Annotated in this window: 22 protein-coding genes; 12 read left to right on the top strand and 10 right to left on the bottom strand. The window is 71.7% G+C overall.

Annotation, left to right across the window (positions count from 1 at the left end):
• The first annotated feature begins 68 nt into the window (after nucleotides 1-68).
• From AB0H71_RS09250 to AB0H71_RS09240, 3 genes are all read left to right on the top strand, one after another.
• Nucleotides 69-2,099, top strand: coding sequence for a transglycosylase domain-containing protein (locus AB0H71_RS09250; protein ID WP_357018451.1), 2,031 nt, complete (start codon nucleotides 69-71; stop codon nucleotides 2,097-2,099).
• A 285-nt stretch (nucleotides 2,100-2,384) separates the two neighbouring features.
• Nucleotides 2,385-2,843: a GyrI-like domain-containing protein gene (locus AB0H71_RS09245; RefSeq protein ID WP_357017053.1), complete on the top strand. Its 459-nt coding sequence runs from the start codon at nucleotides 2,385-2,387 to the stop codon at nucleotides 2,841-2,843.
• Nucleotides 2,844-2,846: 3 nt separating this feature from the next.
• Nucleotides 2,847-3,278 carry a GyrI-like domain-containing protein gene (locus AB0H71_RS09240; protein ID WP_357017050.1) on the top strand — a complete coding sequence of 144 codons (432 nt, stop codon included), beginning with the start codon at nucleotides 2,847-2,849 and terminating at the stop codon, nucleotides 3,276-3,278.
• A 92-nt stretch (nucleotides 3,279-3,370) separates the two neighbouring features.
• On the opposite strand, the gene AB0H71_RS09235 is transcribed toward AB0H71_RS09240, so the two are convergent.
• The 4 genes from AB0H71_RS09235 to AB0H71_RS09220 form a co-directional block, all read right to left on the bottom strand.
• Nucleotides 3,371-4,471 (bottom strand): inositol-3-phosphate synthase, encoded by a 1,101-nt coding sequence (locus tag AB0H71_RS09235; RefSeq protein ID WP_357017048.1) that lies wholly within the window; start codon nucleotides 4,469-4,471, stop codon nucleotides 3,371-3,373.
• Complete coding sequence (locus tag AB0H71_RS09230; protein ID WP_067649036.1) at nucleotides 4,464-5,021, bottom strand: PadR family transcriptional regulator; 558 nt, start codon at nucleotides 5,019-5,021, stop codon at nucleotides 4,464-4,466. Before AB0H71_RS09230 ends, AB0H71_RS09235 begins: the two co-directional genes overlap by 8 nt.
• 114 nt (nucleotides 5,022-5,135) lie before the next feature.
• Nucleotides 5,136-5,927 carry a DUF1707 domain-containing protein gene (locus tag AB0H71_RS09225; protein WP_357017044.1) on the bottom strand — a complete coding sequence of 264 codons (792 nt, stop codon included), beginning with the start codon at nucleotides 5,925-5,927 and terminating at the stop codon, nucleotides 5,136-5,138.
• An 11-nt stretch (nucleotides 5,928-5,938) separates the two neighbouring features.
• Nucleotides 5,939-7,018, bottom strand: a complete 1,080-nt coding sequence (locus AB0H71_RS09220; RefSeq protein WP_357018448.1) for a DUF1707 domain-containing protein — start codon at nucleotides 7,016-7,018, stop codon at nucleotides 5,939-5,941.
• A 138-nt stretch (nucleotides 7,019-7,156) separates the two neighbouring features.
• Between AB0H71_RS09220 and AB0H71_RS09215 the strand changes: the two genes are divergently transcribed.
• The 3 genes from AB0H71_RS09215 (at nucleotide 7,157) to AB0H71_RS09205 (ending at nucleotide 12,287) form a co-directional block, all read left to right on the top strand.
• Entirely contained in the window at nucleotides 7,157-7,594 is a 438-nt protein-coding gene (locus tag AB0H71_RS09215) for a DUF5318 domain-containing protein (RefSeq protein WP_357017042.1), read from the top strand.
• Between the two features lie 794 nt (nucleotides 7,595-8,388).
• Nucleotides 8,389-10,512, top strand: coding sequence for a transglycosylase domain-containing protein (locus tag AB0H71_RS09210; protein WP_357018445.1), 2,124 nt, complete (start codon nucleotides 8,389-8,391; stop codon nucleotides 10,510-10,512).
• A 95-nt stretch (nucleotides 10,513-10,607) separates the two neighbouring features.
• Nucleotides 10,608-12,287, top strand: coding sequence for a glycosyltransferase 87 family protein (locus tag AB0H71_RS09205; RefSeq protein WP_357018442.1), 1,680 nt, complete (start codon nucleotides 10,608-10,610; stop codon nucleotides 12,285-12,287).
• Between the two features lie 60 nt (nucleotides 12,288-12,347).
• Here the strand turns inward: AB0H71_RS09205 and AB0H71_RS09200 are convergent, their stop codons facing one another.
• Nucleotides 12,348-13,925: a TerD family protein gene (locus AB0H71_RS09200; RefSeq protein ID WP_357017039.1), complete on the bottom strand. Its 1,578-nt coding sequence runs from the start codon at nucleotides 13,923-13,925 to the stop codon at nucleotides 12,348-12,350.
• Between the two features lie 14 nt (nucleotides 13,926-13,939).
• Nucleotides 13,940-15,358 (bottom strand): TerD family protein, encoded by a 1,419-nt coding sequence (locus tag AB0H71_RS09195; protein ID WP_357017036.1) that lies wholly within the window; start codon nucleotides 15,356-15,358, stop codon nucleotides 13,940-13,942.
• Nucleotides 15,359-15,577: 219 nt separating this feature from the next.
• On the opposite strand from AB0H71_RS09195, the gene AB0H71_RS09190 reads away from it, so the two are divergent.
• From AB0H71_RS09190 to AB0H71_RS09175, 4 genes are all read left to right on the top strand, one after another.
• Nucleotides 15,578-16,201, top strand: a complete 624-nt coding sequence (locus tag AB0H71_RS09190) for an AIM24 family protein (RefSeq protein ID WP_067649018.1) — start codon at nucleotides 15,578-15,580, stop codon at nucleotides 16,199-16,201.
• A gap of 11 nt (nucleotides 16,202-16,212) precedes the next feature.
• A complete protein-coding gene (locus AB0H71_RS09185; RefSeq protein WP_357017033.1) occupies nucleotides 16,213-16,923 on the top strand; it encodes an AIM24 family protein in 711 nt (236 codons plus the stop codon).
• Between the two features lie 3 nt (nucleotides 16,924-16,926).
• Nucleotides 16,927-17,691 (top strand): AIM24 family protein, encoded by a 765-nt coding sequence (locus tag AB0H71_RS09180; RefSeq protein WP_357017030.1) that lies wholly within the window; start codon nucleotides 16,927-16,929, stop codon nucleotides 17,689-17,691.
• Nucleotides 17,692-17,783: 92 nt separating this feature from the next.
• Nucleotides 17,784-18,833, top strand: a complete 1,050-nt coding sequence (locus AB0H71_RS09175; protein WP_357017028.1) for an alpha/beta hydrolase family protein — start codon at nucleotides 17,784-17,786, stop codon at nucleotides 18,831-18,833.
• A gap of 48 nt (nucleotides 18,834-18,881) precedes the next feature.
• On the opposite strand, the gene AB0H71_RS09170 is transcribed toward AB0H71_RS09175, so the two are convergent.
• Genes AB0H71_RS09170 through AB0H71_RS09155 form a run of 4 tightly spaced genes read right to left on the bottom strand, consistent with a single transcriptional unit; the run spans nucleotide 18,882 to nucleotide 24,508 of the window.
• On the bottom strand, nucleotides 18,882-19,688 hold the full coding sequence (locus tag AB0H71_RS09170; protein ID WP_357018440.1) for an HAD family hydrolase: 807 nt from the start codon (nucleotides 19,686-19,688) through the stop codon (nucleotides 18,882-18,884).
• Between the two features lie 44 nt (nucleotides 19,689-19,732).
• Nucleotides 19,733-22,072 carry a phosphoribosyltransferase domain-containing protein gene (locus AB0H71_RS09165; protein ID WP_357017025.1) on the bottom strand — a complete coding sequence of 780 codons (2,340 nt, stop codon included), beginning with the start codon at nucleotides 22,070-22,072 and terminating at the stop codon, nucleotides 19,733-19,735.
• A complete protein-coding gene (locus AB0H71_RS09160) occupies nucleotides 22,069-23,280 on the bottom strand; it encodes an HpcH/HpaI aldolase/citrate lyase family protein (RefSeq protein WP_357017022.1) in 1,212 nt (403 codons plus the stop codon). Before AB0H71_RS09160 ends, AB0H71_RS09165 begins: the two co-directional genes overlap by 4 nt.
• Nucleotides 23,281-23,293: 13 nt before the next feature.
• On the bottom strand, nucleotides 23,294-24,508 hold the full coding sequence (locus tag AB0H71_RS09155; RefSeq protein ID WP_357017020.1) for a hypothetical protein: 1,215 nt from the start codon (nucleotides 24,506-24,508) through the stop codon (nucleotides 23,294-23,296).
• 132 nt (nucleotides 24,509-24,640) lie between these two features.
• On the opposite strand from AB0H71_RS09155, the gene AB0H71_RS09150 reads away from it, so the two are divergent.
• Nucleotides 24,641-25,216: a TerD family protein gene (locus AB0H71_RS09150; RefSeq protein WP_357017017.1), complete on the top strand. Its 576-nt coding sequence runs from the start codon at nucleotides 24,641-24,643 to the stop codon at nucleotides 25,214-25,216.
• Between the two features lie 192 nt (nucleotides 25,217-25,408).
• A complete protein-coding gene (locus tag AB0H71_RS09145; RefSeq protein ID WP_357017014.1) occupies nucleotides 25,409-26,548 on the top strand; it encodes a DUF475 domain-containing protein in 1,140 nt (379 codons plus the stop codon).
• The last annotated feature ends 105 nt before the right edge of the window (nucleotides 26,549-26,653 follow it).

The following is a 26,653-nucleotide window of genomic DNA, read 5'->3' as shown; positions in this document are numbered from 1 at the left end:
CCACCAAGGGGCGGCGGAGCACCCCGCCCGGCGCGCCGGTCCGCCCGCACCGCACCCGCGCCCAGCGGCTGCGCAGGCTGCTGCTCGCGCTCACCGTGGTCTTCGTAGTCGTCCCCGCGCTGCTCTTCGTGCTGGTCTACTGGAGCGCCGAGATCCCCAGCCCGGAGGATGTCCGCACCGACCGGATCGCCACCGTGCTCGCCGCGGACGGCGGCACCGTGCTCGCGACCGTGGTGCCGCCCACCGGCAACCGCACGCCGACGCCGCTCGCCGACATCCCGGTCCCGGTGCGCCAGGCCGTGCTCGCCGCCGAGGACCGCGACTTCTACAGCAACCCCGGCTACTCCACCTCCGGCTTCCTGCGCGCCGTTCGTGACAATCTGCTCGGCCACGACAACGCCGGCGGCGGCTCCACCATTACCCAGCAGTACGTCAAGAACGCCTTCCTCGGCCACGACCGCACCGTCACCAGGAAGCTGCGGGAGCTGGTGATCGCCGCCAAGATGGCGCGGCAGTGGAGCAAGGACGACATCCTCGCCGCCTACCTGAACACCATCTACTACGGTCGCGGCGCGTACGGCATCGCCGCCGCCGCCACCAACTACTTCGGCAAGCCGGTGCCCGAGCTGAGCACCGCCGAGGGCGCGGTGCTCGCCGCCGTCATCCGCTCGCCCTCCATCCTCACCCCGGAGACGCACCTGCCGCAGCTCCGCGACCGCTGGCGCTACGTGCTGGACGGCATGGTCGAGCTCGGCACGCTCACCGCCGCCGAGCGGGACGCCACCGCCTTCCCGGACATCATCCCGGTCACCGCCATCCCCGACACCAGCATCCCGCTCGGCCCGGAGGGGCTGCTCCGCACCCAGGTGCTGCGCGAGCTCGCCGACGCCGGCATCGACGAGCAGCAGCTGAACACCGGCGCGCTGCGGATCACCACCACCATCGACGCCCGCGCGCAGCAGGCCGCGCTGGACGCGGTGGCGAACCGGCTCGGCCCACAGCCGCCGCAGCTGCGCGGCGCCGTCGTCTCCGTGGACCCGCGCTCCGGCGCCGTCCGCGCCTACTACGGCGGCACCGACGGCACCGGCTACGACTTCGCGAACGCCCCGCTGCAGACCGGCTCCGCCTTCAAGGTCTTCGCCGCCATCGCCGCGCAGCAGCAGGCCATCCCGCTCACCCGCACCTTCGACAGCGGCCCCGTCACCGACCGGAACGCCACCATCACCAATGTCGGCGGCGAGAGCTGCGGCAAGTGCAGCCTCGCCGAGGCGCTCAAACGCTCGCTCAACACCGTCTACTACCGGCTCACCATGTCCATGTCGGACGGCCCCGGCTCGATCGCCGACGCCGCGCACATGGCGGGCATCCCGGAGGAGCTCCCCGGCGTCGGCAAGACGCTCACCGAGAACGGCGCCCCGCCCTACAACGGCATCGTGCTCGGCCAATACCTGGTGCGCCCGATCGACATGGCCTCCGCATACGCCACGCTCGCCGCCGGCGGCGTCTACCACCCGCCCTACTTCGTGCAGAAGGTCGTCACCGGCAGCGGCGACGTCCTGCTCGACCGCGGCGAGCCCGGCCGCGGCGAACAGCGCATCTCGCGCGCCATCGCCGACAACACCGTCCGCGCCATGCTCCCCGTCGCCGGGTACTCCGGCAACCACGGCCTCGCCGACGGCAGGCCGTCCGCCGCCAAGACCGGCACCACCCAGCTCGGCGAGACCGCCGCCAACAAAGACGCCTGGATGATCGGCTTCACCCCAGCGCTCGCCACCGCGGTCTGGGTCGGCACCGATCCGCCGCAGCCGCTGCGCACCGCCCGGGGCAGCGACATCTACGGCTCCGGGCTGCCCGCCGACATCTGGAAGGACACCATGGACGGCGCGCTCGCGGGCACCCCCGTCGAGCAGTTCCCCGGCGCCGACCCGGCCGCCGCGCCCCCGCAGCCCGCCGCCCCCGGCGGCGGCTTCGACATGTTCGGGCCGGGAACCACCTCCGCGCCGAGCGCTACACCGGCGGAGCCCTTCATCGTGATCCCCCCGGCCACCAGCGGCCCCGCCCAGCCCGGCGAGCTCTTCCCGGGTCTCAGCGGCCGCTGAACGTGTTTCCGTCAAGATCACGGTTATGCCTACCCCGTCCCCGCGGAACCGCGGACGTGGCAGCATCGTTGGCCAGAGTGAGAGCTAACCGGAGTGAGAGCGACGCATGGGCCGGACCTCGGTGGTCCCGGCCGGCCGGAACCGCGCCGACCTGCGACGAAACCGCACAAAGGGCTCGAGCCGCGAACGACGCGCCGGGCGCGGGGCCGACAGCGTCGCCGGGCGGGCGATGCGGGAGGATAGCGCTCGAGCGACGACGAAAGACGAGACATAGGGGCTACGCCGGTGGATTTCAATGTCGTTGACCGTCCCGAGACGCTGGTGGCGGGAACAGTACTTCGCAGCCCGGCGCTCGCGGTCGAGGGACCGCGGCGGGCGAAGGTCGAAGAGGCCTGGAAGCGCAACCTCGCCCGCCGGCTCCCCGGCCCGCCGACGACGGCCTACGTCGACCACGCCCCCGAGATCAACTCGTACCTCACGCACATAGTCGGCTACCGCTGCCGGGGCCTGGACGACCTGCAACCCGGTGACGTGCTCGCCCGGGTGCCGGCCGGCCGCTTCGCCCGCTTCACCGCCAGCGGGGAGAACCTCGGCGACACCATCGTCTCCATCTGGCGCACGGTGTGGGACGCCGAGGCCGCGGGCAGACTCGTGCGCTCCTACACCGGCGATGTCGAGCAGTACCCGGACGCCCGCACCGTCGAGGTGTTCGTGGCGCTGGCCGACGAACAGGCGAACAGGTAGGTCATGGCTGTGGACTTCGAACTGGTCACATTGGACGAGATCCTGGTCGCGGGGCTCACGGTGCCGTTGACGGGGCGTGAGGTGGCCGCCCGGGATCTGGATCTGGTGAATTTCACCTGGGATCGGTATCTGGCCCGGGAGAAGACCGTGGCTCGGGCCGCTGCCTACATCGGGCAGAACGATCACGCGGTGGCGGTGCTGGGGTATGAGGTCTCCGGGTTGGAGGACCTGGACCCCGGTGACGTCTTGACGCGGATTCCGCAGGGGCGGTACGCGCGGTTCGTGGTGTCGGACAAGCCGTACGACCTATTGCGGACCGCCTGGGCGCAGGTCGCCAAGGCGGAGGCCGCGGGGACGATCACGCGGTCGCACACCGCGGAGCTGGAGCGGTACACCGGGCCGACCTCGGTCGAGGTGTACGTCTCCTTGGATTGACCTCGTAGAGCTCGCGCCGGGCGCGAGCTCTACGAGCGCCGGGTCCCGCCCGGTTCAGGGCGGGAGCCACGTCGCGCGGAGGCGCGACAATCCTATTCGGCCCCGATGATGAAGGCTTCCAGCTGGGTGCGGGCGATGTCGTCCGCGAGCTGCTTCGGGGGGGACTTCATGAGGTAGGCGCTGGCCGGGATGACCGGCCCGCCGATGCCGCGGTCCTTGGCGATCTTGGCGGCGCGCACGGCGTCGATGATGATGCCCGCCGAGTTGGGCGAGTCCCAGACCTCGAGCTTGTACTCCAGGTTCAGCGGGACGTCGCCGAACGCGCGGCCCTCGAGGCGGACGTAGGCCCACTTGCGGTCGTCGAGCCAGCCGACGTGGTCGGAGGGGCCGATGTGGACGTCGTTGGCGCCGAGCTCCTTCTTGAGGTTGCTGGTCACCGCCTGGGTCTTGGAGATCTTCTTGGACTCCAGGCGCTCGCGCTCGAGCATGTTCTTGAAGTCCATGTTGCCGCCCACATTCAGCTGCATGGTGCGGTCGAGCTGGACGCCGCGGTCCTCGAAGAGCTTCGCCATGACGCGGTGCGTGATGGTGGCGCCGACCTGGCTCTTGATGTCGTCACCGACGATGGGGACGCCGGCGTCGACGAACTTCTGCGCCCAGACCGGATCCGAGGCGATGAAGACCGGCAGGGCGTTGACGAAGGCCACGCCCGCGTCGATGGCGCACTGCGCGTAGAACTTGTCCGCCTCCTCGGAACCCACCGGCAGGTAGGAGACGAGCACGTCGACCTTCGCGTCCTTCAGCGCCTTGACGACGTCGACCGGGTCGCTCTCGGAGAGCTCGATGGTCTCGGCGTAGTACTTGCCGATGCCGTCCAGGGTCGGGCCGCGCTGCACGGTGACGTCGGTCGGCGGCACGTCGGAGATCTTGATGGTGTTGTTCTCGCTGGCGAAGATCGCCTCGGCCAGGTCGAACCCGACCTTCTTGGCGTCCACGTCGAACGCGGCGACGAACTTCACGTCGCGCACGTGGTAGGGACCGAACCTGACGTGCATCAGCCCGGGCACGGTCGAGGACTCGTCCGCGTCCTGGTAGTACCGCACGCCCTGGACCAGCGACGAGGCGCAGTTGCCCACACCCACGATGGCGACGCGTACTTCGGTGGCGTTGTCAGCCTTGTCGATGTCACTCATGGCCGATATTTCCCTCTTTCTGTGGTGCCGCCTTCGTCGATTGCTCTGCGGCAATCAACTCGTTGAGCCAGCGCACTTCACGCTCGCTCGATTCCAGTCCGAGCTGATGGAGCTGCCGGGTGTAGCGATCGAGCGAGCCGCTCGCCTTCTTGATGGCCTCCCGGAGTCCTTCTCGGCGCTCCTCGACCTGGCGCCGCCTGCCCTCCAGGATCCGCATCCGCGCCTCGGCGGGGGTGCGGCTGAAGAAGGCGAGGTGCACGCCGAAGCCGTCATCGGTGTAGTTCTGCGGCCCGGTGTCGGCGAGCAGTTCGGTGAACCGTTCCCGCCCCTCCGGCGTCAGGTGGTAGACGCGCCGCGCCCGCCGCATCGTCGCGCCGGTGACGCTCTCCTCCGCGATCAGCCCATCCGTCTGCATACGTCGCAGGGTGGGGTACAGCGACCCGTAGGAGAACGCGCGGAACGGCCCGAGCAGCCCGGTCAGCCGCTTGCGCAGCTCGTAGCCGTGCATGGGTGCGTCCAGGAGCAGCCCGAGGATTGCCAGCTCGAGCATCGGGCCTCACCCCCTGACTTGTCGACAGATCTAACCGATGGATGCGACTTACCACTATATCGGGCCGATATAACCTTGCGCGCAGAAGCCCTGCGCAATCGGGATAGCCGCAGGTCAGGAGGGCTTATTAATAGCCAGCGGTTCGCCGCCGAGCGTTGTCTCCAGGTAGCCGGTGCGGTTGTCGGCGCCGCGCACGTAGATCCGGGCGATCGGCGGCGCCTCGCTGCGCGCCCCGGCCTCGCGCTCCACGATGATGTGGCTGATCGCGCCGTCCGGCAACCCGACGGTCCGCGGCGCGCCGGCGAGCAGTGCGGCCATGCGCCGCACGTCGAGCTCGGCGAGATCGAGGGTCGGTTCGTCCGGTTCGCGGCCGTTGCTGGCGGTGTACCGGTCGAAGCCGCCGTCGTAGTGGTAGTCGGCGGTGCTCTGCGGGCCGCCCGGCAGCACCCGGTCCACCAGCACGTACTCCGGGTAGAAGGTGACCTCGTCGGCGACGGTGTCGCCGAATTCGGCGCGGTACTCGGCCAGGAAGTAGGCGATGCCTGCCCCGCTGGTGAGCACCGGCAGCTGCTCGTCCGGGCCACCGGGGCCGCCGCAGTTGCTCAGCAACCCCGCCAGCACACCGAGCGCGGCGGCACCGGCGAGCACCGCGGCCGGCACCTGCCAGCGCCGCGGGGTGCGCCGATCCACCCGGACGAGCGGGGCGTCCACCAGGTTCGCCGGGATCTGCAGATCGGCGACGAGCGCGTCCAGCTCACCGAAGGACTTCGCGCGCATGGCGGTCGCGGTCCGCGCGGTGTGCTCGGCGGCGCTCAGCTGGCCATCCGCCAGCGCGGCGTCCAGCACCGAACAGGCATCCACCCGGTCCCGGTCCCGCGCCCGGACGCCGTCGGTTCGCTGCGCCATCCGCTCGCTCCTCACTCCTTGAACGGCCAGACGTTGGCGATCCGGCCGGTCTGGTCGAGCAGCAACCGCCCGGACTCGGAGAATTCGTTCGTCACCGAGAGGTCGACCGAGGTCGCGCCGCGCGGCAGCCCGTACCTGGCGTAGTACTCGCTGGTGACCGGCTCGACGCTGAGGTGCGAGACCGCGCCGTCGCGCACGTTCGCGGCGCCGGGGGCGGCGGCGAGCGCGGCGCCGATGCCGCTCGGGTCGAGCACGCCGAGATCGACCACCGGGGTGTCGGTCTTGCGCGTGGTGACGTCCCGGTCCTGCTCGAAGCCGCCGCGATAGGTGTAGTGCACCAGGCGGTTCGGTTGTCCGGGGAGCGCCCGCGCGATGCTCGCGTGCTCGGGGAAGAGGTCGATCTCGTCGACCTGCAGATCGCCGAACTTCTCCCGGTACCGGCGCAGGAATTCGGCCAGCCCCTCCGCGGTGACCAGCGAGGGGGTCGCGATCACGACGGGCTCGACCGCGCCGAGCTCGGCGATGCCCGGGTACGCCACCGGGGGCGGCGGGGCCTCGTCGCGGTGCGTCACCAGGAATCCGCCGGTGGCGGCGGCCAGCGCGAGCACGGTGACCAGCGCGATCCGCAGCCTGCCCCGGTAGCTGGGCGGCTGCCGGGGCGCGCGGCCGGGGGCGCGCTGCAGGTCGTCGACGAGGGAGGCGAGGTCGTCCAGGGAGCGGGCGGCGGCGAGCAGCTCCACCCGCTCGGCGTGCTCGGCGGCGGCGAGCTGCCCCTCGGCCTGCGCGGTGTCGAGCACGGCGCGGGTGCGCTCGCGGTCGGCGTCGCGCGCGCGGGTGCGGCCGGGGTAGTGGCCCGCGCCGCCCTGCAGCGGACGCCACCCGGTGCTCGCCTGCACCCCCTCGGTGGCGGCCCTGACCCGCGCCGCGGGCAGCTGCAGATCGTCGACCAGCGCGCGCAGCTCGCCGATCGTGGTGGCGGCGGCGACCTGGGCGACGCGATCGTGATACTCGTCGCCGCCGAGCTGCCCCTCCGCGTAGGCGGCATCCAGGAGCCCGGATGCGTTCACGCGATCGAGGTCACGCGCTCGCATGCGGCCGGATGCGGCGGTTGACACAGCCGAATCCTAGAATGTCGCGGCCGGAAACGCGCCTGTTGGCGGTGGATTGCCGCCCGCGGGACCCCGCCCGCGCCGGGGCGGGGGCTTCCCCGCACCGCTACTCTGGGTGGCGTGCGAATTCAGCGGCAGGTGGTCGACTACGCCCTCCGGCGTAAGTCGCTGCTCGCCGACGTCTACGCGGGGCGGGTCGCCGTGGCCGAGGTGTGCGACGCGAACCCCTACCTCCTCCGGGCCGCCAAGTTCCACGGCCGCGGCAGCGAGGTCACCTGCCCCATCTGCCGGAAAGAGCAGCTCACGCTCGTATCCTGGGTCTACGGTGACGGGCTCGGGCAGACGGCGGGGTCGGCCAGAACGCCCGAGGAGCTGGCCAGGCTGGCCGACACCAAGGAGGAGTTCTCGGTGCACGTGGTCGAGGTCTGCCGCTCGTGCCACTGGAACCACCTGGTGCAGTCGTATGTCCTCGGTACCGATCCGGCGCCGCGGCGCGGCCGGTCCGGCGCGAACCGCGAGAACCGGCCCGGCTCCGGCCGGCGCAGCGCGGCCGAATGAGCCGCGCACCGGCTCTTCCGCGCAGGCAGCGGCGGAGCCGTGACACCGCCGAGCGGTGAACCCGACGCCATGAGCGTGCCCAGAGACGAGCAACGGAGATTTTGTCAGTGAATTCGCCCTACGAGCGTTCCCCCTACGGCGAAGAACCGCACGGCGGCCGTACGCAGCGCGGTGCACACCAAGATTTCCAGTCCAGGCCGCAGCCGCAGCGCCCGGGCGGCCCGCCGCCCGGCGCCGGGCGCCCGATGCCGCAGGACGGCAGGCCGATGCCGCCGCGGCAGGGCGGCCCCGGCCAGCGCCCGCCGCAGCGCCAGGGCCCGCCGCCCGGCCGCCCGGCCGGGCCCTACCAGGGCGGCCCGCCGCCGAACGGCCGCCAGGCCCCCGGCCGGCCCCCGGCCCAGAACCCGGGGCGCCCGCCGCGCCGCGACGGCGTCCCCTCCGGGCCGATCCCCGGCCCCGGCGATCCCGCCAACCGCACCCAGCGCATGGCGCGCCCCGGCGAGACCGCGCAGCGCGCGGGCGGCGCCGAGCGCACCCGGCCCGGTACCGGCGATGCCGTCCGGCGGCAGCCCACCGGTGAGACCGCGCGGCGCGCGGCCGCGGCGGGCACCGGCGGCCGGGCCGCGGTCCGCCGCGACGGCACCGCCACCGGCGAGCGCAGCAGGCAGGGCGGCCCGCCCGGCCCGCCGAACCGGCGCAACGGCGGCGGCAAGGGCGGCGGCCGCGGCGACGGGCGCAAGAAGAAATTCCCGTGGAAGATCGTGCGCCGCACCCTCTACGTGCTGGTCGCGCTGATGATCGTGGTGCCGAGCGCGGTCTTCCTGGTCGCGTACAGCACGGTCTCGGTGCCCAAGCCGGGCGACCTGGAGACCAACCAGGTGGCCACCATCTTCGGCTCCGACGGCACCACCGTGATCAGCAAGGTGATCCCGCCGGAGGGCAACCGCACCGAGGTCGGCATCGACCAGATCCCGCCGCACGTGCGCAACGCGGTGATCGCGGCCGAGGACCGGGACTACTACTCCAACCCCGGCTTCTCGCTCTCCGGCTTCGCCCGCGCCGCCAGGGACAACCTGCTCGGCAAGGAGAGCGCCGGCGGTGGCTCGACCATTACCCAGCAGTACGTGAAGAACGCCATGGTCGGCGACGAGCGCTCGCTCACCCGCAAGATGCGCGAGCTGGTGATCTCGGCCAAGATGGCGCGCCAGTGGAGCAAGGAGCAGATCCTCGCCGCCTACCTGAACACCATCTACTTCGGCCGCGGCGCGTACGGCATCGACGCCGCCGCCAAGGCGTACTTCGGCAAGCCGGTGCAGGAGCTGACCGTCGCCGAGGGCGCGGTGCTCGCCGCCACCATCCAGCTGCCCTCCGCGCTGGACCCGGAGAAGAACCCGGAGGGCGCCAAGACCCGCTGGGGTTACGTCCTGGACGGCATGGCCGCGGGCGGCAACCTGCCCGCCGCCGAGCGCCAGTCCATGCAGTACCCGCCGGTGGTCCCGCTGGCCTCGCTGCAGGACAACGAGCTGGACCAGGGCCCGGAGGGGCTGATCAAGACCCAGGTGCTGCGCGAGCTCTCCGCGGCGGGCATCAGCGAGCAGCAGCTCAACACCGACGGCCTGCAGATCACCACCACCATCGACCCGCAGATGCAGGAGTCGGCGGTGAACGCGGCGCGCACCAAGATGGAGGGCGAGCCGGAGCAGCTGCGCGCGGCGGTCGTCTCCATCGACCCGCACACCGGCGCGGTCCGCGCCTACTACGGCGGCGAGGACGGCCAGGGCTACGACTTCGCCAATGCCGGGCTGCAGGTCGGCTCCTCGTTCAAGCCGATCGGCCTGGCCGCGAACCTGGAGCAGGGCATCCCGCTCTCGCAGATGTACGACAGCTCGCCGGTGACGGTGAACGGCATCAAGATCACGAACGTCGAGGGCGAGCAGTGCGGCACCTGCACCATCGCCGAGGCGCTCAAGCGCTCGCTGAACACCAGCTTCTACCGGATGCAGCTGGACATGCAGAACGGCCCGCAGAAGATCGCCGACATGGGGCACAAGCTCGGCATCCCCGAGTCGCTGCCCGGCGTCGGCAAGACGCTGACCGAGCCGGACGGCGCGGGCCCGAACAACGGCATCGTGCTCGGCCAGTACCAGGCCAGGGTGCTCGACATGGCGTCGGTGTACGCGACCTTCGCCGCCTCCGGGATGTACCACGCGCCGCACTTCGTCTCCAAGGTGGTGGCCGCCGACGGCACCACCCTGCTCGACCGCGGCGACGTCCCCGGTGAGCAGCGGGTCTCGGCGGCGGTGGCGGACAATGTCACCGCGGCCATGAAGCCGATCGCCGGCTACTCCCGCAACCACGGCCTGGCCGGCGGCCGGGAGTCCGCGGCCAAGACCGGTACCGCGCAGCTCGGCGACACCGGCGAGAACAAGGACACCTGGATGGTCGGGTACACCCCGTCGCTCTCCACCGCGGTCTGGGTGGGCAGCACCGACAACTCGGCGCTGCGCAACTACGGCGGCGCCATGATCTACGGCTCCAGCCTGCCCTCGGACATCTGGAAGGCGACCATGGACGGCGCGCTCAAGGGCACGTCGAACGAGACCTTCCCGAAGCCGGCGCCGATCAAGGGCCAGGCCGGCGTCCCGGAGTGGACCGCCCCGTACACCCCGCCGTCCAGCACCGAGCAGGAGCCGCTGCCGCCGGTGATCATCACCCCGTCGCAGGTGGAGATCCTGCCCGGCATCACCATCCCGGTGCCCGGTGTCGCGCCGCAGACCCAGCAGCAGCGCCCGCAGCAGCAGTCCCAGCCGGATGCCGGGCCGCTGCCGGGGCAGCCGATGGCGCCGAGCGGCACCCCGGCGCCCGGCGCGGGCGGCAACGAGGACTCGGAGGGCGGCAGGCCGAACGGCTCCCGGTAGCCTCGGATTTCGTGACCGAGCAGCAGGTGGCCGACGATCGAGCGGCCGGCGGTACCGGGCCGGCCGCCGGCTCGCCCGGCACCGGCCCGGACGCCGTGTACCACCCGCTTCCCGGCTACATCGCGCCCGCGCCGCTCGCGCCCGACCTGCGCTCCGCGGACGGGCGGGACAAGCCGAGCCGCAACGATTCGCTCGCCGCGCAGCTCAGCACCGCGGTGGGCGGCCCGGTCGGCGACCACGCGCTGATCGGCCGGGCCAGGTACTGGACGCCGCTGCGCGTGCTGCTCGCCTTCGCGGTGCTCTTCCTCGCGCTGGGCTGGTCGACCAAGGCGGCCTGCATCCAGCAGACCTCGGACGGCAATGGCCAGCTCTCGCTGGACTGGAACAACGGCCGCCAGTATGTGGCCATGTGCTACTCCGACACCGTGCCGCTGTACGGCGCGGAGCGGCTCAACGAGGGCGCCTTCCCGTACAAGAAGTACTGGGTGGAGCAGACCCCCGAGGGCGGCACCGAGGTCAGGTACATGGAGTATCCGGTGCTCTCCGGGCTCTACCAGTACCTGGCCATGCGGATCGCCAAGACCTACGACATGCTGCCGCTGCCGGGGGCGGGTGCGCTGCAGGTGGTCATCTACTTCAATGTGGTGGCGATCGGGCTGGCACTGGCCTGGCTGGTCACCGTCTGGGCGACCACCCGATCCGCCGGGCGGCGACCGTGGGATGTCGCCCTGCTGGTCTGCTCGCCGCTGGTGATCGTGCACGCCTTCACCAATTTCGACGCCCTCGCCACCGCCTTCGCCGCCACCGGGCTGCTGGCCTGGGCCCGGCGCAGGCCGGTGCTGGCCGGGGTGCTGCTCGGCCTCGGCGGCGCCGCCAAGCTGTACCCGCTGCTGCTGCTCGGCCCGCTGGTGATCCTCTGCCTGCGCGCCGACCCGCTGCACCGCACCCCTGGCCCGCGCCCCGGCCCCCGGCTCGGCTCGGTCCGCGACCTGGACACCTTCCTGGACTGGTGGGACGGCCGCCGGCAGCGGCTGGAGGCGCTCAGCGCACGCCCGCTCGGCGCCGCCGGTGCCACGGTCGCGGCGGCGCTGCTCACCTGGGGGCTGGTGAACCTGCCGATCGCGCTGCTCTATCCGCAGGGCTGGCGCGAGTTCTTCCGGCTCAACACCACCAGGCACGCCGACCCCGACTCGATCTACAACGTGGTCACCTCGTTCACCGGCTGGGCCGGCTTCGACGGGAAACTGGTGCACGGCGAGGCCCCCGGCATCCTGAACATGGTCTCGCTCGCCGCCTTCGCCCTGGCCTGCCTCGCCATCGCCTACCTGGCGCTCACCGCGCCCCGCCGCCCCCGCCTCGCCCAGCTCTGCTTCCTGCTGATCGCCGCCTTCCTGCTGACCAACAAGGTGTGGAGCCCGCAGTACTCGCTCTGGCTGGTTCCGCTGGCCGTCCTGGCCCTCCCGCACCGCCGCATCCTCCTGGCCTGGATGACCATCGATGCCCTGGTCTGGGTCCCCCGCATGTACTACTACCTCGGCACCGACCGCAAAGGTCTCCCCGAACAGTGGTTCACCGCCACCGTCCTCCTCCGCGACCTGGCCGTCCTGGCCCTCTGCGCCCTCGTGATCCGCCAGATCTACCGCCCCACCGAAGACCCCGTCCGCCGCGACTACGCCGACGACCCCCTCGGCGGCGTGTTGGACCGAGCCCCCGACCCCCTACTCCCCTGGCTCCCCGAGCGTCTCCGCCCCAACCCCAAACCCACCCACCTCTGAAGCCCCACCAGGGGGCGAGTCTTACGAGCCCCGTTAGCCGGGCCAAACAAACACAGCCCCCTAGACGCTTCGCAGGAATCTCGCCTGTCTGCCTGGTTCCTGGGGGAGCAAGTCGAGCGCCAGCTCCCAAGCCGACCCCGTCCACGGGTCGAAGAGCGGAGTCCCGGCGATGGTCGGCAGATGTCGGCAGGACTGGGAAAGCGCGGCGAGCGCGCTCTCCGTCGAGCCGGATTCGTTGGTGCCGACGAAGACCACCGAGAGCCCGATCAACCCACCGCGCAGCACCAGCGTCGAGAGCCGCTGCACATCGATCCCCTGGTACCCGTGCGGGAAGTCGGCGGCTACCAGGATCCGGTGCTCGGCCGGCGGCACCCCGGCCCCGCCGCTCAACGCCAGTTCGGCGAGTTCGACGGCTTCGACCAGGGCTTGCAGCCGGGCCGAGATATCGGTGTGGTCGCTGATCGGCGCTCCCTCCAGCACGGGGGCGAGCAGCGGGGTGAGGCCGCGGAATCCCTGGCTGAGGTCGATGAGGTCGACCACCGTGCGCCGGTCGGGGACGGCCGAGATGAGCCGGGCGAGCAGCGCCCCGACCACGGGGGCGACGGCGGCGCTGGATTCGGTGTCGATCCAGAGCGGGCGGTTGAGCGGCACCGGTACGCAGTACGGCACCCGGAGCGAGCCGCGCTCGATGGCGTACAGCTCGCCGAGCCGGATGCCGTCCGACGCGGCGGGCGGGCGGTCCCAGGCGGGGGCGTCCCAGGAGGCGAGTGCCGGCGGCAGTAGCCGGTCCGCCTCGGCGAGTTCGCGGAGCAGCTGTTCGCTGTCCCTGCGGTGGTTGCCCTCGGCGATGCCGATGAGCTCGTCGTAGCGCTGCTGGGCGAGCTGCCTCGCCTGTTCGGCGGCCGGGGTGTTGCGGGTCGCCGGGTCGGAGACGGCAGCGGAGAGTTCCTGGTCGAGCCGCTTGTCGGCGTAATCGCGGGCGGCGATCAGCGCCGCCGCGGAGCGGGCCGCGTCCTCGAAGATCATCCAGATGCGTTCGAGGCCGTGCGCGACCTCGAGCGGTGCCCCCGGCGCGGAGGGAGTTATGCCGGGGGCCACGACCCCGGGCTGAGCGCCCGCCCCGCCGGTGCCGGACGCACCGCCGGTGCCCGGCGTCGGGGCGGCGATCCCGTGGGCGGGGAGCAGCGCACCCATCCCACCGGCGTACCCCTGCCCGACGGCGCGCAACTTCCAGCCGTTTCCCCGCCGGTACACCTCGAAGCAGATGAGCGCCGTCTCCCCGGCCGACGGGGCGACGGTGAAGCGGGCGATCCCGCCCCCGTCCACCCCGGTGAGCACGGCCTCGACCGAGCCGAGCCCACCCGGCGGCACCGGCGCCGCCGGATCGGCCGCGGCGACGAGCAGCACCGCCTGCGCGTCGGCGCGCACGGCGGCCGGGTCGACGACGACGGCGCTGCCGGTGAGCGCGACACCCGGCGCGGCCGGGCGCTCGGCGGACACGTGATCCTCCGGGCCGGTGACCCGCAGGTTGTCCGCCACCACCAGGGCCGCGAAGCGCAGCGCCGCACCCGCGGACGCCTCGAAACGCACGGCCCCGGCGGTGAGCGGGATGTTCTGCCCGGCCTGCAACTGGATCACGACATCCGCTCCGCTCAGCTGTTCACCAGGAACCGGCCCAGCTGCGGGACCGCCTCGCCCGGGTGCTTGGCCTGGAACCCCTCGCCGAGCGCGATGAACTTCCAGTCGCCGCCGGCGCGGTAGATCTTGGCCATCGCCATGGCGGTGAACGGCATGCCGCCCGCCAGCGTGAAGCGCGCCAGCTCGGCATTGTTGCTGCCGTCGACCAGGCGGCAGAAGGCGTTCTGCACCTGCTCGAAGGAGTGCCCCTTGTAGGAGGTGACGATGAAGAGCAGCGTGTTGACGTGCGCGGGCACCCGGGTGAGATCCACCAGGATCACCTCGTCGTCGCCGTCGCCCTCGCCGGTCAGGTTGTCGCCCTGGTGCCGGACCGAGCCGTCCTTGGAGCTGAGCTGGCCGTAGTAGGCCACGTCGACCAGGTTGTTGTCGGCGAACATGGTCACCGAGGCATCGAGGTCGATATCGACGGTGCGGCTGCCGAACATGCCGCGGGTGCGCACCGGGTCCCAGCCGAGCCCCATCTTGACGAAGGTCAGCTGGGCGCCGCCCTCCTTGCGCAGCGTGACTCGCTGGCCCTTCTCCAGGCTGACCGGCCGGTCCTTGCTCAGGCTCACCTCGGCGGGCGGCTGCTGCGGCGGCGCGGCGGGCGGGTAGCCCTGCGGGCCGCCCTGCGGCGGGTACCCACCCTGCTGCGGCGGCGGGTAGCCGCCCTGCTGCTGCGGGTAGCCACCCTGCGGGGGCGGCGGGTAGCCCTGCCCGCCCTGCGGCGGGGGCGGGTAGCCGCCCTGCGCGGGCTGCTGCGGCGGCGGGTACCCCTGGGTCGGCGCGTACTGCTGCTGCGGCGGCGGGTAGCCCTGCGTCGGCTGCGCGACCTGGGTCGGCGCGGGCGGCGGCGGGGGCGGCGGCGCGCTCTGGGGCTGCGGGGCGGGCGAATCGTCCACGCTCACGCCGTGATCGGTGACCAGCGCGGCGAAGCCGCCCGCGTAGCCCTGCCCGACCGCGCGCACCTTCCAGGCCCCCTGGCGCCGGTACAGCTCCAGCGCGATCACGATGGACTCGCTGGCCAGGCCGTCGATCCGGTACTCGAAGAGCTGGTTCCCCTGCGCGTCGGAGACGATCGCGGTGGGCGCGGGGAACCGGCCGAAGTTGCTGCTCGCGTCCTCCAGCGTGATCACCGCGCGGATCTGCGCGATATCCGGCGGCACCTGGGCCAGCGAGACCGCGAGCGCGGCGGGCCCCCCGGCCGCCGGCACCAGGTTCACGCCGGGACCGCTCGGCTGGTTGAAGAAGACGAAGTCGGCGTCGGTGCGGACCTTCCCCTGTTCGGTGACGAGCAGCGCGGAGAGATCCGCGGGAGCCGTGAGCTGGATGGAGACCACGACGTCGTTGACTGCCAGTGGGCCGTTCTGGCCTTTGGCGAGTGATGCGGACAAGTTCGACCCTTCGCTTGTCGGTGCGTTCGAAGCCACTCTACGAGAATCGCCCGCGGGCGCGGCGGCGTGAACACCCCGGGGACATCTGGGGACAAATCGGAACCTGTGCACAACCGTGGTTCGCGAAGACCGCAGGCCACAGCCGGATCGGTTAGTGTGTCGCTCGCACGGAACACCGCGAACCCTCCGCCGTTCCCCCGAGACCACAGGCGACTTCCTATGGCACAGCTGTTCGAGCAGTCGAAGAAGGTGATCGAGGCCCATCTCGCAGGCACCAGTGTCCGCGCGATCTCCGGCTCGATGATCGCCTACGAAGGAAACGTGCAGTTCAAGTCCGCCGGCTTCGGCGGCGGCGACGGCGTGCTCGCCGGGCTCAAGCGCCGCGCCACCGGTGAGAAGCTCTCGCTCATGGAGTGCGGCGGCAACGGCCGCGTCTTCTTCGCGGTGAACGGGCAGAACGTCACCGTGGTGAACCTGAACAACGAGACGCTGCAGGTGGAGTCGCAGCAGCTGCTGGCCTTCGCGGGCAACCTGCGCACCGACATCCGCTTCGCCGGGGTGCGCGGCGCCTCGACCGGGCAGGGGCTCTTCACCACCACCGTCACCGGCCAGGGGCAGGTCGCGCTGCTCTCCGCGGGCGGCCCGCTGATCCACCTCGAGGTCAGCCCGCAGTACCCGCTGATCGTCGATCCGGATGCCTTCGTCGCGGCCCAGGGCAACCTCAACCAGTCCTTCGTCACCGACGTCTCCTGGCGCACGGTCATGGGGCAGGACGCGGGCGAGGCGTTCTCGCTGCGCTGGGACGGGCAGGGCGTCGTACTGATCCAGCCCGCGGAACGGTGAGGGGCGCTTCCATGTTCGAGAAGGTCAACGGCAAGGTCGTCAAGGTCAACGTCGGGATGGCGGGCGGCGTGGTCGCGCGCAAGGGCGCCATGCTCTTCTACACCGGCGACGTCTCGTTCTCCCCGCACCAGATCGCCGGGATGGGCGGCGGCGGCATGGGTGGCATGGGCGGCGGCATGATGCGCATGGCGGGCCGGATGATGGCGGGCGAGCACGAGAGCACCATGCTGGCCCAGGGCAACGGCGAGGTGCACTACGGCCTGGCCGGGCTGGAGATCCACGTGGTGCAGATGCAGCCGGGCGCGGTGCTCCGGGTGGAGGCATCCCGGCTGCTCGCCAACTCCGCGCAGCTGCAGAGCTCGGTCGTCTCGGTGGCGAGTTCCAGCAGCGGTGGCGGCGGGGGCGGCGGCATCATGGGCGCGCTGCGCGGCGCCGCCTCCGGCGCGCTCACCGGGCAGGGCATGTTCACCACCCAGCTCAGCGGGCAGGGCTCGGCGGTGCTGCTCGCGCACGGCGGATTCCTGGAGCTCCAGGTGGGCGGGCCGAATCCGATCGTGGTCGATCCGCAGGCCTTCGTGGCCGCGTACGGCAATGTGCAGACCGAGCTGAAGACGGCGATGAGCTGGCGGGACGCGGTCGGCCGCGGCGCGGGCGAGGCAATGCAGCTGCACTGCGTCGGCCAGGGCATCGTCTACGTGCAGGCCTCCGAAGAGAAGTTGTGAGCCATGAGCCAGATCCTGAACCCCATGAATCTCGGTGAGAGCGACAACATCCCGGGAAACAGCTACGCGTACTCCATCGACCTGAACAAGCCCTGGTTCATGCGCAAGGGCGCGATGATCGCCTACTACGGGCAGATGAACTTCCAGGTGCTCACGCACGGCCTGCACGGCGGGCTGCTGAACATGGTGTCGCAGCAGTTCTCCGCGCCACTGTTCACCAGTGACTATGTGGTGGCCGAGGGGCACGGCAAGCTGATCATCGGCGACCGCGGCTACGACATCAATTCCTACGACCTGGACGAGGGCAACCTCACCATCCGCGCCGCCAACCTGCTCGCCTTCGAGCCGGGGCTCTCGCTGAACCAGTCCATCGTGCCCGGCTTCCTCACCCTGATCGGCACCGGCAAGTTCCTGGCCTCCTCGAACGGCCCGGTCATGTTCGCCGAGCCGCCGCTGCGGGTGGATCCGGAGTCCCTGGTCGGCTGGGCGGACTGCCCGTCCCCGAGCCACCACTACGACCAGCGCTGGATCACCGACTTCCTGGCGGCGGGCGCGGCGCGGTTCGGCGTCAGCTCGGGCGAGGAGCGGCAGTTCGACTTCACCGGCGCGGGCACCGTGCTCATCCAGTCGAGCGAGAAGGTGCTCAGCGATTCCCAGGTGGTCCGCACCATCGAGGGGCAGCTGCAGAGCGGGATGACGGTCGGCGGGCTGCAGCGGTTGCAGGGCGTGATCGCCCAGCAATTGGCCGGTCAGCAACAGCAGTACTGAAAACACCTGCGCGCCGGTATATTCGGGCGCGCTCCGCCGATCGGTTCGGCGGGCCGCGATTTCCGCGGGAGCAGGACGAACGAAGGACGAGGATGTCGATCCGCCGCGCCGGTAGGCGAACCATGGTCGCGGCGGTACTCGCCGCCAGCCTGCTCGGGTCGGTGAGCCCGGCGCTCGCCGAGCCGGCACCGGCCCCCAACGTCGTGACCGCCAAGGCGGTCGCGCCGGGCGGCTCCTACGTGGAGAAGGTGGAGGCACTGGACGCGCGCAATGTCCGGCTGCACATCCACTCCGCCGCCATGAACCGGACCCTGGTCGTCGACGTGCTCCGCCCCGCCGACACCTCGGCGCCGCGGCCCTCGCTCTACCTGCTGAACGGCGCGGGCGGCGGCGTGGACTCGGCCTCCTGGCAGCGGATGACCGACGCGCTGGATTTCCTCGGCGACAAGAACGTCAACGTGGTGCAGATCATCGGCGGCGCCTGGACCTTCTACACCGACTGGAAGTCGGCCGACCCGGTCCTCGGCGTGAACAAGTGGAAGACCTACATCAGCGAGGAGCTGCCGCCGCTGATCGACGAGGTGCTCGGCACGAACAAGGTGAACGCCATCGCCGGGCTCTCCATGTCCGGGGTGTCGGTGCTGAACCTGGCCATCGCCAAGCCGGGGCTGTACCGCAGCGCGGCCGTCTACAGCGGGCTGGCGCAGACCAGCGACCCCATCGGCCAGAACATGGTGAAGGTGACCGTGGAGACCTGGGGCGGCGGCGACGCCGAGAACATGTGGGGCCCGGCGGACGACCCGCTGTGGAAGGCCAACGACCCCATCGTCAACGCCGAGCAGCTGCGCGGCACCGACCTGTTCGTCTCCACCGGCAGCGGGATTCCCGGCGTCTACGACGAGCCGGGCGGGAAGTTCCGGCTGGAGAAGCCGGCCGATACCCCGCAGACCGTCGCCATCGGCGCGGTCATCGAGGCGGGGGTGAACTGGTCCACGCACAACCTGGACAACCGCCTGCAGGAGCTCGGCATCCCCGCCACCTTCGTCTACCGCGACAGTGGCACGCACTCCTGGGGTTACTGGCAGGACGACCTCAAGGCCTCCTGGCCCGTCCTGGAGAAGGGCCTGAACTCTCAGCCCTGAGTCTCGAGACCGGCGGCCTCGGGTGGGGTGCGGGGTAGGCCGACCGGCCTACCCCGCGAGCTTCTTCGCCGCGGTGGCGGCGGACGCACGGGCGCCGGCGTGGAACCACTCCACCATCTCGGCCCCCGCATCGGCCCCCCGCGTCTCCGTCAGCACGAGATTCGGGCTGGTCCAGCCCAATTCCTCCAGCTCCCCGTGCCGCGGCCGGATAGCGAAATCCGCCGAAGCGAGCAGCTCCGCGTCCAACGCCCCGTCCCCGGCGGCGAGAAGCGGCGCCCCGGGCGCCAGCTCCCCGGACTCCAGCAACCGCTCCCGCACCTCGGCGACGGCGACGCTCTTGCACACCGCCCGCGGCATGGCGTAGATCTTGCGCCCCTGCTGCGAAGCGCCCCACCCGTGCGCCCGGCACCACCCGTCCCACTCCGCGAGGAACCCCGCGGGCATGGCCGCCACATTCACCACCAGGTAGCAGAAGAGCTCGTCCGCCTCCCGGAACTTGAGCACCCAGGAGTCGTCGATCCGGCGCAGCAACTCGGCCCGCACCTCGGCGAGCCCGGCCCCGCCCGCCGCCGCCGCCCGCCCGGTCGCCGCCCGCCATGCGCTATCCGGCTCCCCGTCGACCAGCACATTCCCGCCATTGCTCGTCACCGCGTACCGGAACGGCCCGCCCGGCAGCGCGATCCGCCGGTACTGCTCGATGGTCCGGGTCGTGGTCGGCAGCACCGCGGCCACCCCGGCCAGCTCGCGGAGCCGGACACCGGCCCGCGCGGTGAGGTACGAGATCGGCTCCCCGTCCAGGTGTTCCACGCAGACCAGCGATTCGGCGTCGCCGCTCGCCGCCCGCGAGTAGATCATGGTGCGGTCCAGATCGGTGGCCACCAGGGCCGGTAGAGCAGAGCTCACTGCACGTCCTTGATCAATCCCATACACGAATAGGCCAGCTCGGGCACGACCTCCACCGGGACCCCCCGCGCGGCGGCCAGCATCCGGATGTGCGCGTGCTCCGGCGCGTCGGCATCGCGGACGAGCACCCGCCACGGCACCCGGCGCAGCAGCACCCGGGTGGTCTCCCCGACCCCCGGCTTGACGAAGTTCACCGTGCCGATGCCGTACTCGGCGCGCACCCGCTCCACCGACCCCCACCCGGTCCAGGTCGGGGTGCGGTCGCTCGCCCGGATCGCCGCCACCTCGGCGGGCACCAGGTCGCGCACGGTGTCGAAGGCGTCGGTGACGGTGTCGAGCAGCCGCCCGGAGACGTCGTCGGCGGCCAGCTCGCGGTAGAACTTGGCGCCGTGGAAATCGCGCGCGCCGATGAGCTCGGCGTTCAGCACGGTCCGCGAGACCAGCCCGGAGACGGTGGAGTTCAGGCAGGCCGAGGCGATGAGGAAGTCGTCGCGGGTGCCGAAGGTGCGCACGCAGTGGCCCGGGTCGGCGAGCACCGCGAGTTCGTCGTCGAAGCGGGCGCCGCCCGCCGCGTGGTACTCGTCGAGCGCGGCGGTGAGCTCCCTGGCGATGGCGCCCTTGCCGGTCCAGCCGTCCACGAAGACCACCGAGGCGGGGTCGTGGTGCGCCGCCAGGTAGTCGAGCGCCACCGCGTCGATACCTCGATCGCGCACGATGGACACGGCATAGTGCGGCACCGTCAGCGCCGGGCTCCGGTGCCGCAGCCAGCGCCGCATGAGGATCCCGATCGGGGTCCCCGCCCTGGCCAGCGAGACCAGCACCACGTCGTCGCCGCGCTCGGCGACCACCAGCTCGGCCACCGTGCCGACGGCGAGCGCGAGCCGCTCCGCGCTCTCCGCCAGCACCTTGTCGAAGAGCTCGCGGTAGGCGGCGTCCGGCTGGAACTCGATGGGCAGCGACTCCGCGTAGTGCGCGACCCCGGCCTGGATCCGCTGCTCCCGCTCGGCCACATCGGCTTCCAGGTCGACTGCGGAGAGATCCTTCAGCAGCCAGGCCACCTCGTGGGCGGCGTAGGAGCCGAAATCCGGGCCGTACAGCGGCTCCGGCAGCGCGCGGGCCGCGCGCAGCAGCCGCGGATCGGCGCCGGGCACCACCGCGACCAGCACATCGGCCCCGCCGGCGGTGAGCACGTCCAGCAGCCCGCCCGCGGCGGTGAGCGCGGGGGTGTCGGCGGGTTCGTCCAGCACCAGCACCAGCAGCGGGTCGGCGCCAGGCCAGGCGGCGTTGTAGAGGTAGCGCGGCGCGTCGTCCCCGGACTCCGGCGCGGTGAACCGGAAGCCGCGGCGCAGCGGGTAGTCCGGCTCGTCCAGCACGTACGCCGGTGAGCGCGTGGTCGTCTGGAACCGCGTCGGCGTTCCCGCCGCGGCCAGCGCGGCGGCCAGCCGCAGCGGAAGGTACATGAGCTCTTCGTGGCCGATCACCACGGCCGGCCGGGCGGGATCGAGCCCGCTCCGCAGCTCGGCCGCGGCCGCCGCCAGCGCCCGCTCGAACCCGGGCAGATCGGCGCGCAGGAACCCGTGCCGCCCGCCCTCGGGAACGTCGGCGGGCCACGGCAGCCGCACCCGTGCCACCGAACCCCGCCGCGCGCCGGCCGGGTTCAGCCGGTGCTCGGGCAACGCCGCCACCGCGGCGGGCAGCCCGGCGGGCACCTCGGCGCGCCCCGCCGCCAGGCACACGGTGTCGATCCGCGCGCCCAGCTCGGCGGCCGCGTCCTCGACCTTCGCCCGATCCGCCGCGGTGCGCATGTCGACCAGGCTGGCCAGCACGTAGTGCGTGCGCGGCGCGAAGCGGTGCAGCGCGCGGAGCGCGTCCAGCGCGGTTGCCCCGGTCGAGATCTCGTCGTCCACCAGCACCAGCGGCAGCCCGTCGGCGAAGACCCCGGCGGGCTCGGGCTGCAGCAGGTGCGAGGTGGCGTGCGAGTGCCCCTCCTCGAAACCGGCGAGGGTGTGCGCGGCGGGCACCGCGCGGCGGGTGGAGTGCAGGTAGCACCTGGCCCCGATCCGGGCGGCGACGCAGTGCCCGAGCCCGGTCGCGGTCTCGGCGAAGCCGAGTACCACCGCATCGCTGCCGCCGAGCCGCTCCCGCACCAGGTCACCGAGGCGATTCCCGGCGTCGAGCACCGCGGCGGGGTCGGTCGGGATGTGCTTGCCGAGCACCGTGGAGACCAGCAGGTGCGCGCGGCGCGGGTTGCCCTTGCGCAGCCCCGGCTCGATCAGCCCGGGATCGGTGCCGTCGTACCCGAGCGCGAAACCGAGCTCCCTGGTCGCCCAGCTCATTCCGTCACCAGCGCGGTGAGCAGGTCGACGAAGGAGACGCCCTTGTTCGCCACCCCGAAGACCCGCGCGCGCAGCACGGTCTGCCTGGCCCAGCTGCGGTGCGGGCGCATCTCGTTCATCTTGTTCCGGTAGCCCGAGGCGGCGACCCCGCCGACGTCGGCGCGCAGGATGTCCAGCGCGTCCGAGTACTCCTCGTGCGTCACCACCGAGAGCGCGTGCACCGCGGCCACGTGCGAGGGGTGGATGACGGTCTTGCCCTGGATGCCGTTGGCCCGGTCCAGCGTGATCTCCCGGAGCAGCCCGTCCAGATCCCGGCTCACCAGGTACTGGCGGAATTTCACCGCGTCCGACTCCTCGAAGGGCGCGGTGCGCAGCAGCGGCCGGAACATCCGCTCGTGGTCGGCGAAGTACTCCCAGACCGGGCCGGTGATCACGAAGCCGGTGCCGTCCGCGCGGCCGAGGTAGTTCACGATGTCGGCGATCACGTCGGCGACCACCCGGACGTCGTAGATGGTGAGGTCGCGGTCGCGGCGGATGCCGAAGGTGGCGCACATGTCGGTGGCGCCGACCCGCACCGCGAGCACCTGCTCCCGGTGCGCGGCGAGCAGCTCCGCGATCCGGCCGAGTTCCCGGTCCCTGGTCTGCCGGTGCACCAGCGCCGCCGACTCCAGCACCGGCATGGCGTACACGGTGCGGCCGAGCCGCTGCGTCGCCGCGGCCAGCGCGGTGAAGTAGGAGGGGCCGCTGAGGCTGTCGAACTTGGGGAAGACGAATCCGGTGAGCACGGCGGCGCCGGGGCCGAGCGCCTCCGCGATCTCGGTGATGGTGGCGGCGTCGCGCACCCGGACGAAGAGCATGGGGTTCGGGTCCGGGTCGGCGGCGAGCTCGTCGAGCACCGCCACCGCCTGCGCCTTCGCCCACTCGACCTCGTGGTCGGCGACCGCGTCCTCCAGGTCGATCACCATGGAGCAGACGCCGCGCGCGGCCCGGCGCCGGATCGTCGCGGCCAGATCGTCCCTGGTCGCCGGGGCATATAGGGTCGCGCCGAGCGCGATCGCGAGCAGGTCACGCTCGTCGCTGTCGCCGAACGGCCGCGGCCGCCGGTAGAACAGCTCCGGCGCCCTTCCGCCCGGCAGCTGCCGGAAATGGCACAGCGGCGTCCGTTTGCGCAGGGAGACCTCCTGCGCGACGGCAATGCTCGCGGTCATCGCGGCCCCGTCCTCATCCTCGTCGGTGTCCTGGTTCTTTCCGCATTCGATCCACCACGCCTGCGATGAAGTCGGCGATGGTGTCGAGCTCTGTGACGTATGCCCAGTAGTTCGGGTGCCTACCGGTCAGGGCGGCGACGGCGCGGTCGATTCGGTCGATCTGGGCATCGAGTACCGAACCCCATTCGGCGACGAGCCCTCGGCTCACCGCGAGCATCTGCGCGTCCCGCAGCCGGAATCGTACGGCCTCGGCCGTGGAATTCGGGTTCGCGGCGACCTCGCGCAGCAGGGTGAGTCGCCGGGTCACGGCATCGACCTGCTGCTCGGCCGCCGCGAGGCTGGCGCGCGCGGAGGTGGTCAGTTCAAGCGCGGTCTCCGGATCGTGCTCGGCCGCCGCGGCCCGCGCTCCCGCTAGTGCGGTCTCGGCGGCGGCGACGGCCTGCTGGCTAACCCGCTCATTGTTGGTCAGATCGGCCGAACTCGCAGCGTTGAACTCGCGCAGCAACGCCGAGTAGGCCGCGCCGAGCCCCTCCGCCCTGGTCCGGACCGCGGCGATGCGCGTGGTCACCGAGGCGATCGCATTGGCCGCGGCGCCGCGCCGAGAAGGGGCCTGCGCCAATGCTTCCGACAGCAGCGCGGTCACCTCGCGCAGCGCGGTGGCGGCGGCGCGCACCCGGCCCGGCCCCTCGGTCGTGGCCGCGGCCAGTGTGAGCAGCGCCTCATCCACCGCCGCGACCCCGGAGCGAATCGAGCGATACCCGGTGTACTCCGAGCTCGCGGCGGCGGTGAGCACCCGCTCCGCCTCGGCCCGCACCTCCTCGGCGAACCGGGGCACCGCGCCGAGCACCGCGACCGCGTCCTCCAGCCGCGCCCGGTGCGCAGTCCAGAATTCGTCCACCGCGCGCCCCGCCTCGGCGAGCTGCCCGGTGACCTGCTCGGCGCGGAGCGCGCCGCCGGGCACCGGGGTGCCGTCCCGCTCGGCCGCCTCCAGATCGTCGTTCAGGGCCAGATACACGCCCGCCGCCGTGTAGCAGCGGTTGCGGATCGTTTCCCAGCCCCGCGCGAGCGCCGGATCGGGGCGCACCTCGGCGACCGCCCGCACCGCCGAATCGGCAGCGCTCTGCCGTCGGTCCATGTCGAGAAAGGCCGCGACCACACCGGCCCGAGCCTGCTCGATCCACTCGTCGCGCCCCGACGAGCGGAACCATCCACGCCTGCGCCCTGCCACGCCCCGATCGTAGGAGATCCCCCTGAGCACCGGTTCCTACGCAAGTTCGCCGAAACCTACTAGTGTCGTATGGCGTACCCGGCGATTCGGACATGTCGGGACCACACACCGACCATCGAAAGGGATTCCCGCATGGGTGTCAGTTTGTCCAAGGGCGGCAACGTTTCGCTGAGCAAGGCAGCCCCCAACCTGACGGCCGTCGCGGTCGGCCTCGGCTGGGACGTTCGGACCACCACGGGCACCGACTTCGACCTGGATGCCAGCGCGATCGCGACCGGCGCGGACAAGAAGGTGGTGTCCGACCAGCACTTCGTGTTCTTCAACAACCTGAAGTCCCCGGAGGGCGCGATCGAGCACGCCGGCGACAACCGCACCGGCGAGGGCGAGGGCGACGACGAGGTCATCAACGTCGACCTGGCCAACACCCCGCCGACCATCGAGAGCATCGTCTTCCCGGTCTCGATCTACGACGCGGAGACCCGCCAGCAGTCCTTCGGCCAGGTGCGCAACGCCTACATCCGGGTCTCGGATCGCAGCAACGGCGAGGAGCTCGCCCGCTACGACCTCACCGAGGACGCCTCCACCGAGACCGCCATGGTCTTCGGCGAGCTGTACCGCAACGGCGCCGAGTGGAAGTTCCGCGCCATCGGCCAGGGCTACGCCTCCGGCCTGTCCGGCATCGCGCGCGACTACGGCGTGAACGTCTGACGCACGACCACGTGTGAGGGGGCCCGGTAACGGGCCCCCTTCTCGTGCCGTGCCGCCTCCGGTGGACAATGCGCCACGGCGCATTCACCCTGGACGGCGGCGCTTCGACACCGCGCGGCCCCGGTTCGCCGAACCAGTACCCGCAGCGCCCGGACGAGGCGAAGTCCGGCCCCGACAACGAAAGGTCCCCCGGTGGTCCTGCGTATCTTCGGCCTCTCCGGCCTCGTCACAGTGCTCTCACTGGTCGCGGCGTTTCTGTACGGAGGCCCGACCGCACTGTTCCTCTGCCTCATCCTCGGCATTCTCGAGGTGTCGCTCTCCTTCGACAACGCCGTCATCAATGCCACCGTGCTGCGGCGGATGAGTGACTTCTGGCAGAAGATCTTCCTCACCGTCGGCATCGTCATCGCCGTCTTCGGCATGCGGCTGCTGTTCCCGCTGGCGATCATCTGGGTCACCGCCGGGCTGAACCCGGTGGAGGCCTTCGACCTGGCGCTGAACCCGCCCGCGGACGACGCCGCCTACTTCCCGGACGGCAGCCCGAGCTACGAAACCCTGATCACCGACGCGCACCCGCAGATCGCGGCCTTCGGCGGCATGTTCCTGGCGCTGCTCTTCCTGAACTTCATCTTCTCCGAGCGCGAGATCACCTGGCTCTCCTGGCTGGAGCGCCCGCTCTCCAAGGCGGGCAAGCTGGACATGCTCTCGGTCGTGGTCGCCGGTCTCGCGCTGGTGCTCACCGCCGAATTCCTCGCCGCCGACGACGACCGCGCCACCGTGCTGCTGGCCGGGCTGCTCGGCATGATCACCTACATCGCCGTCGACGGCCTCGGCTCCATGTTCCACACCGAGGAGCTCGAGGAAGACCTGGACGACGCGGGCAAGGAGCTGGAGGGCAAGCGCACCGGCCCCTCGGACCTGGCCAAGGCCACCGGCAAGGCGGGCTTCTTCCTCTTCCTCTACCTGGAGGTCCTGGACGCCTCGTTCTCCTTCGACGGCGTGATCGGCGCCTTCGCCATCACCGCCGACCCGATCATCATCGCGCTCGGCCTCGGCTTCATCGGCGCCATGTTCGTCCGGTCGATCACCGTCTACCTGGTGCGGCAGGGCACGCTCTCGGAGTACGTGTACCTGGAGCACGGCGCGCACTGGGCGATCGGCGCGCTCGCCACCATCCTGCTGGTCTCGATCGGCGTGCACGTCAACGAGATCATCACCGGCCTGGTCGGCGTCGCCTTCATCGGCGCGGCGCTCTGGTCCAGCGTCCGCCGCAACCGCAAGGCGGCCGCCGCGGAGACCCCGGACGAGCGGGAGACCAGCCCGGTCGGCTGAGCACCGCGCAGCACCCCGCCCCGGAGCGGCAGCGAATTTTCGCTGCCGCTCCGGGCATTTCCGGGGTCGCGCGCGTTAGGCTCGGTGCCACCTGACCACCGTGTC

Origin of the sequence: Nocardia sp. NPDC050697 (assembly GCF_040654395.1) — a bacterium.
Taxonomy (GTDB): domain Bacteria; phylum Actinomycetota; class Actinomycetes; order Mycobacteriales; family Mycobacteriaceae; genus Nocardia.
The sequence above is the reverse complement of the archived record's forward strand: the minus strand, read 5'-3'. Positions and strand labels throughout refer to the sequence as shown.

Excerpts from the sequence above, each read along its gene's own strand:
- AB0H71_RS09160 (WP_357017022.1), bottom strand. The coding sequence starts at position 23,280 with ATGACCGCGAGCATTGCCGTCGCGCAGGAGGTCTCCCTGCGCAAACGG.
- AB0H71_RS09180 (WP_357017030.1), top strand. The coding sequence starts at position 16,927 with ATGAGCCAGATCCTGAACCCCATGAATCTCGGTGAGAGCGACAACATC.
- AB0H71_RS09170 (WP_357018440.1), bottom strand. The coding sequence starts at position 19,688 with ATGATCTACTCGCGGGCGGCGAGCGGCGACGCCGAATCGCTGGTCTGC.
- AB0H71_RS09175 (WP_357017028.1), top strand. The coding sequence starts at position 17,784 with ATGTCGATCCGCCGCGCCGGTAGGCGAACCATGGTCGCGGCGGTACTC.
- AB0H71_RS09190 (WP_067649018.1), top strand. The coding sequence starts at position 15,578 with ATGGCACAGCTGTTCGAGCAGTCGAAGAAGGTGATCGAGGCCCATCTC.
- AB0H71_RS09165 (WP_357017025.1), bottom strand. The coding sequence starts at position 22,072 with ATGAGCTGGGCGACCAGGGAGCTCGGTTTCGCGCTCGGGTACGACGGC.
- AB0H71_RS09220 (WP_357018448.1), bottom strand. The coding sequence starts at position 7,018 with ATGCGAGCGCGTGACCTCGATCGCGTGAACGCATCCGGGCTCCTGGAT.
- AB0H71_RS09150 (WP_357017017.1), top strand. The coding sequence starts at position 24,641 with ATGGGTGTCAGTTTGTCCAAGGGCGGCAACGTTTCGCTGAGCAAGGCA.
- AB0H71_RS09235 (WP_357017048.1), bottom strand. The coding sequence starts at position 4,471 with ATGAGTGACATCGACAAGGCTGACAACGCCACCGAAGTACGCGTCGCC.
- AB0H71_RS09225 (WP_357017044.1), bottom strand. The coding sequence starts at position 5,927 with ATGGCGCAGCGAACCGACGGCGTCCGGGCGCGGGACCGGGACCGGGTG.
- AB0H71_RS09185 (WP_357017033.1), top strand. The coding sequence starts at position 16,213 with ATGTTCGAGAAGGTCAACGGCAAGGTCGTCAAGGTCAACGTCGGGATG.
- AB0H71_RS09240 (WP_357017050.1), top strand. The coding sequence starts at position 2,847 with ATGGCTGTGGACTTCGAACTGGTCACATTGGACGAGATCCTGGTCGCG.
- AB0H71_RS09210 (WP_357018445.1), top strand. The coding sequence starts at position 8,389 with ATGATCGTGGTGCCGAGCGCGGTCTTCCTGGTCGCGTACAGCACGGTC.
- AB0H71_RS09230 (WP_067649036.1), bottom strand. The coding sequence starts at position 5,021 with ATGCTCGAGCTGGCAATCCTCGGGCTGCTCCTGGACGCACCCATGCAC.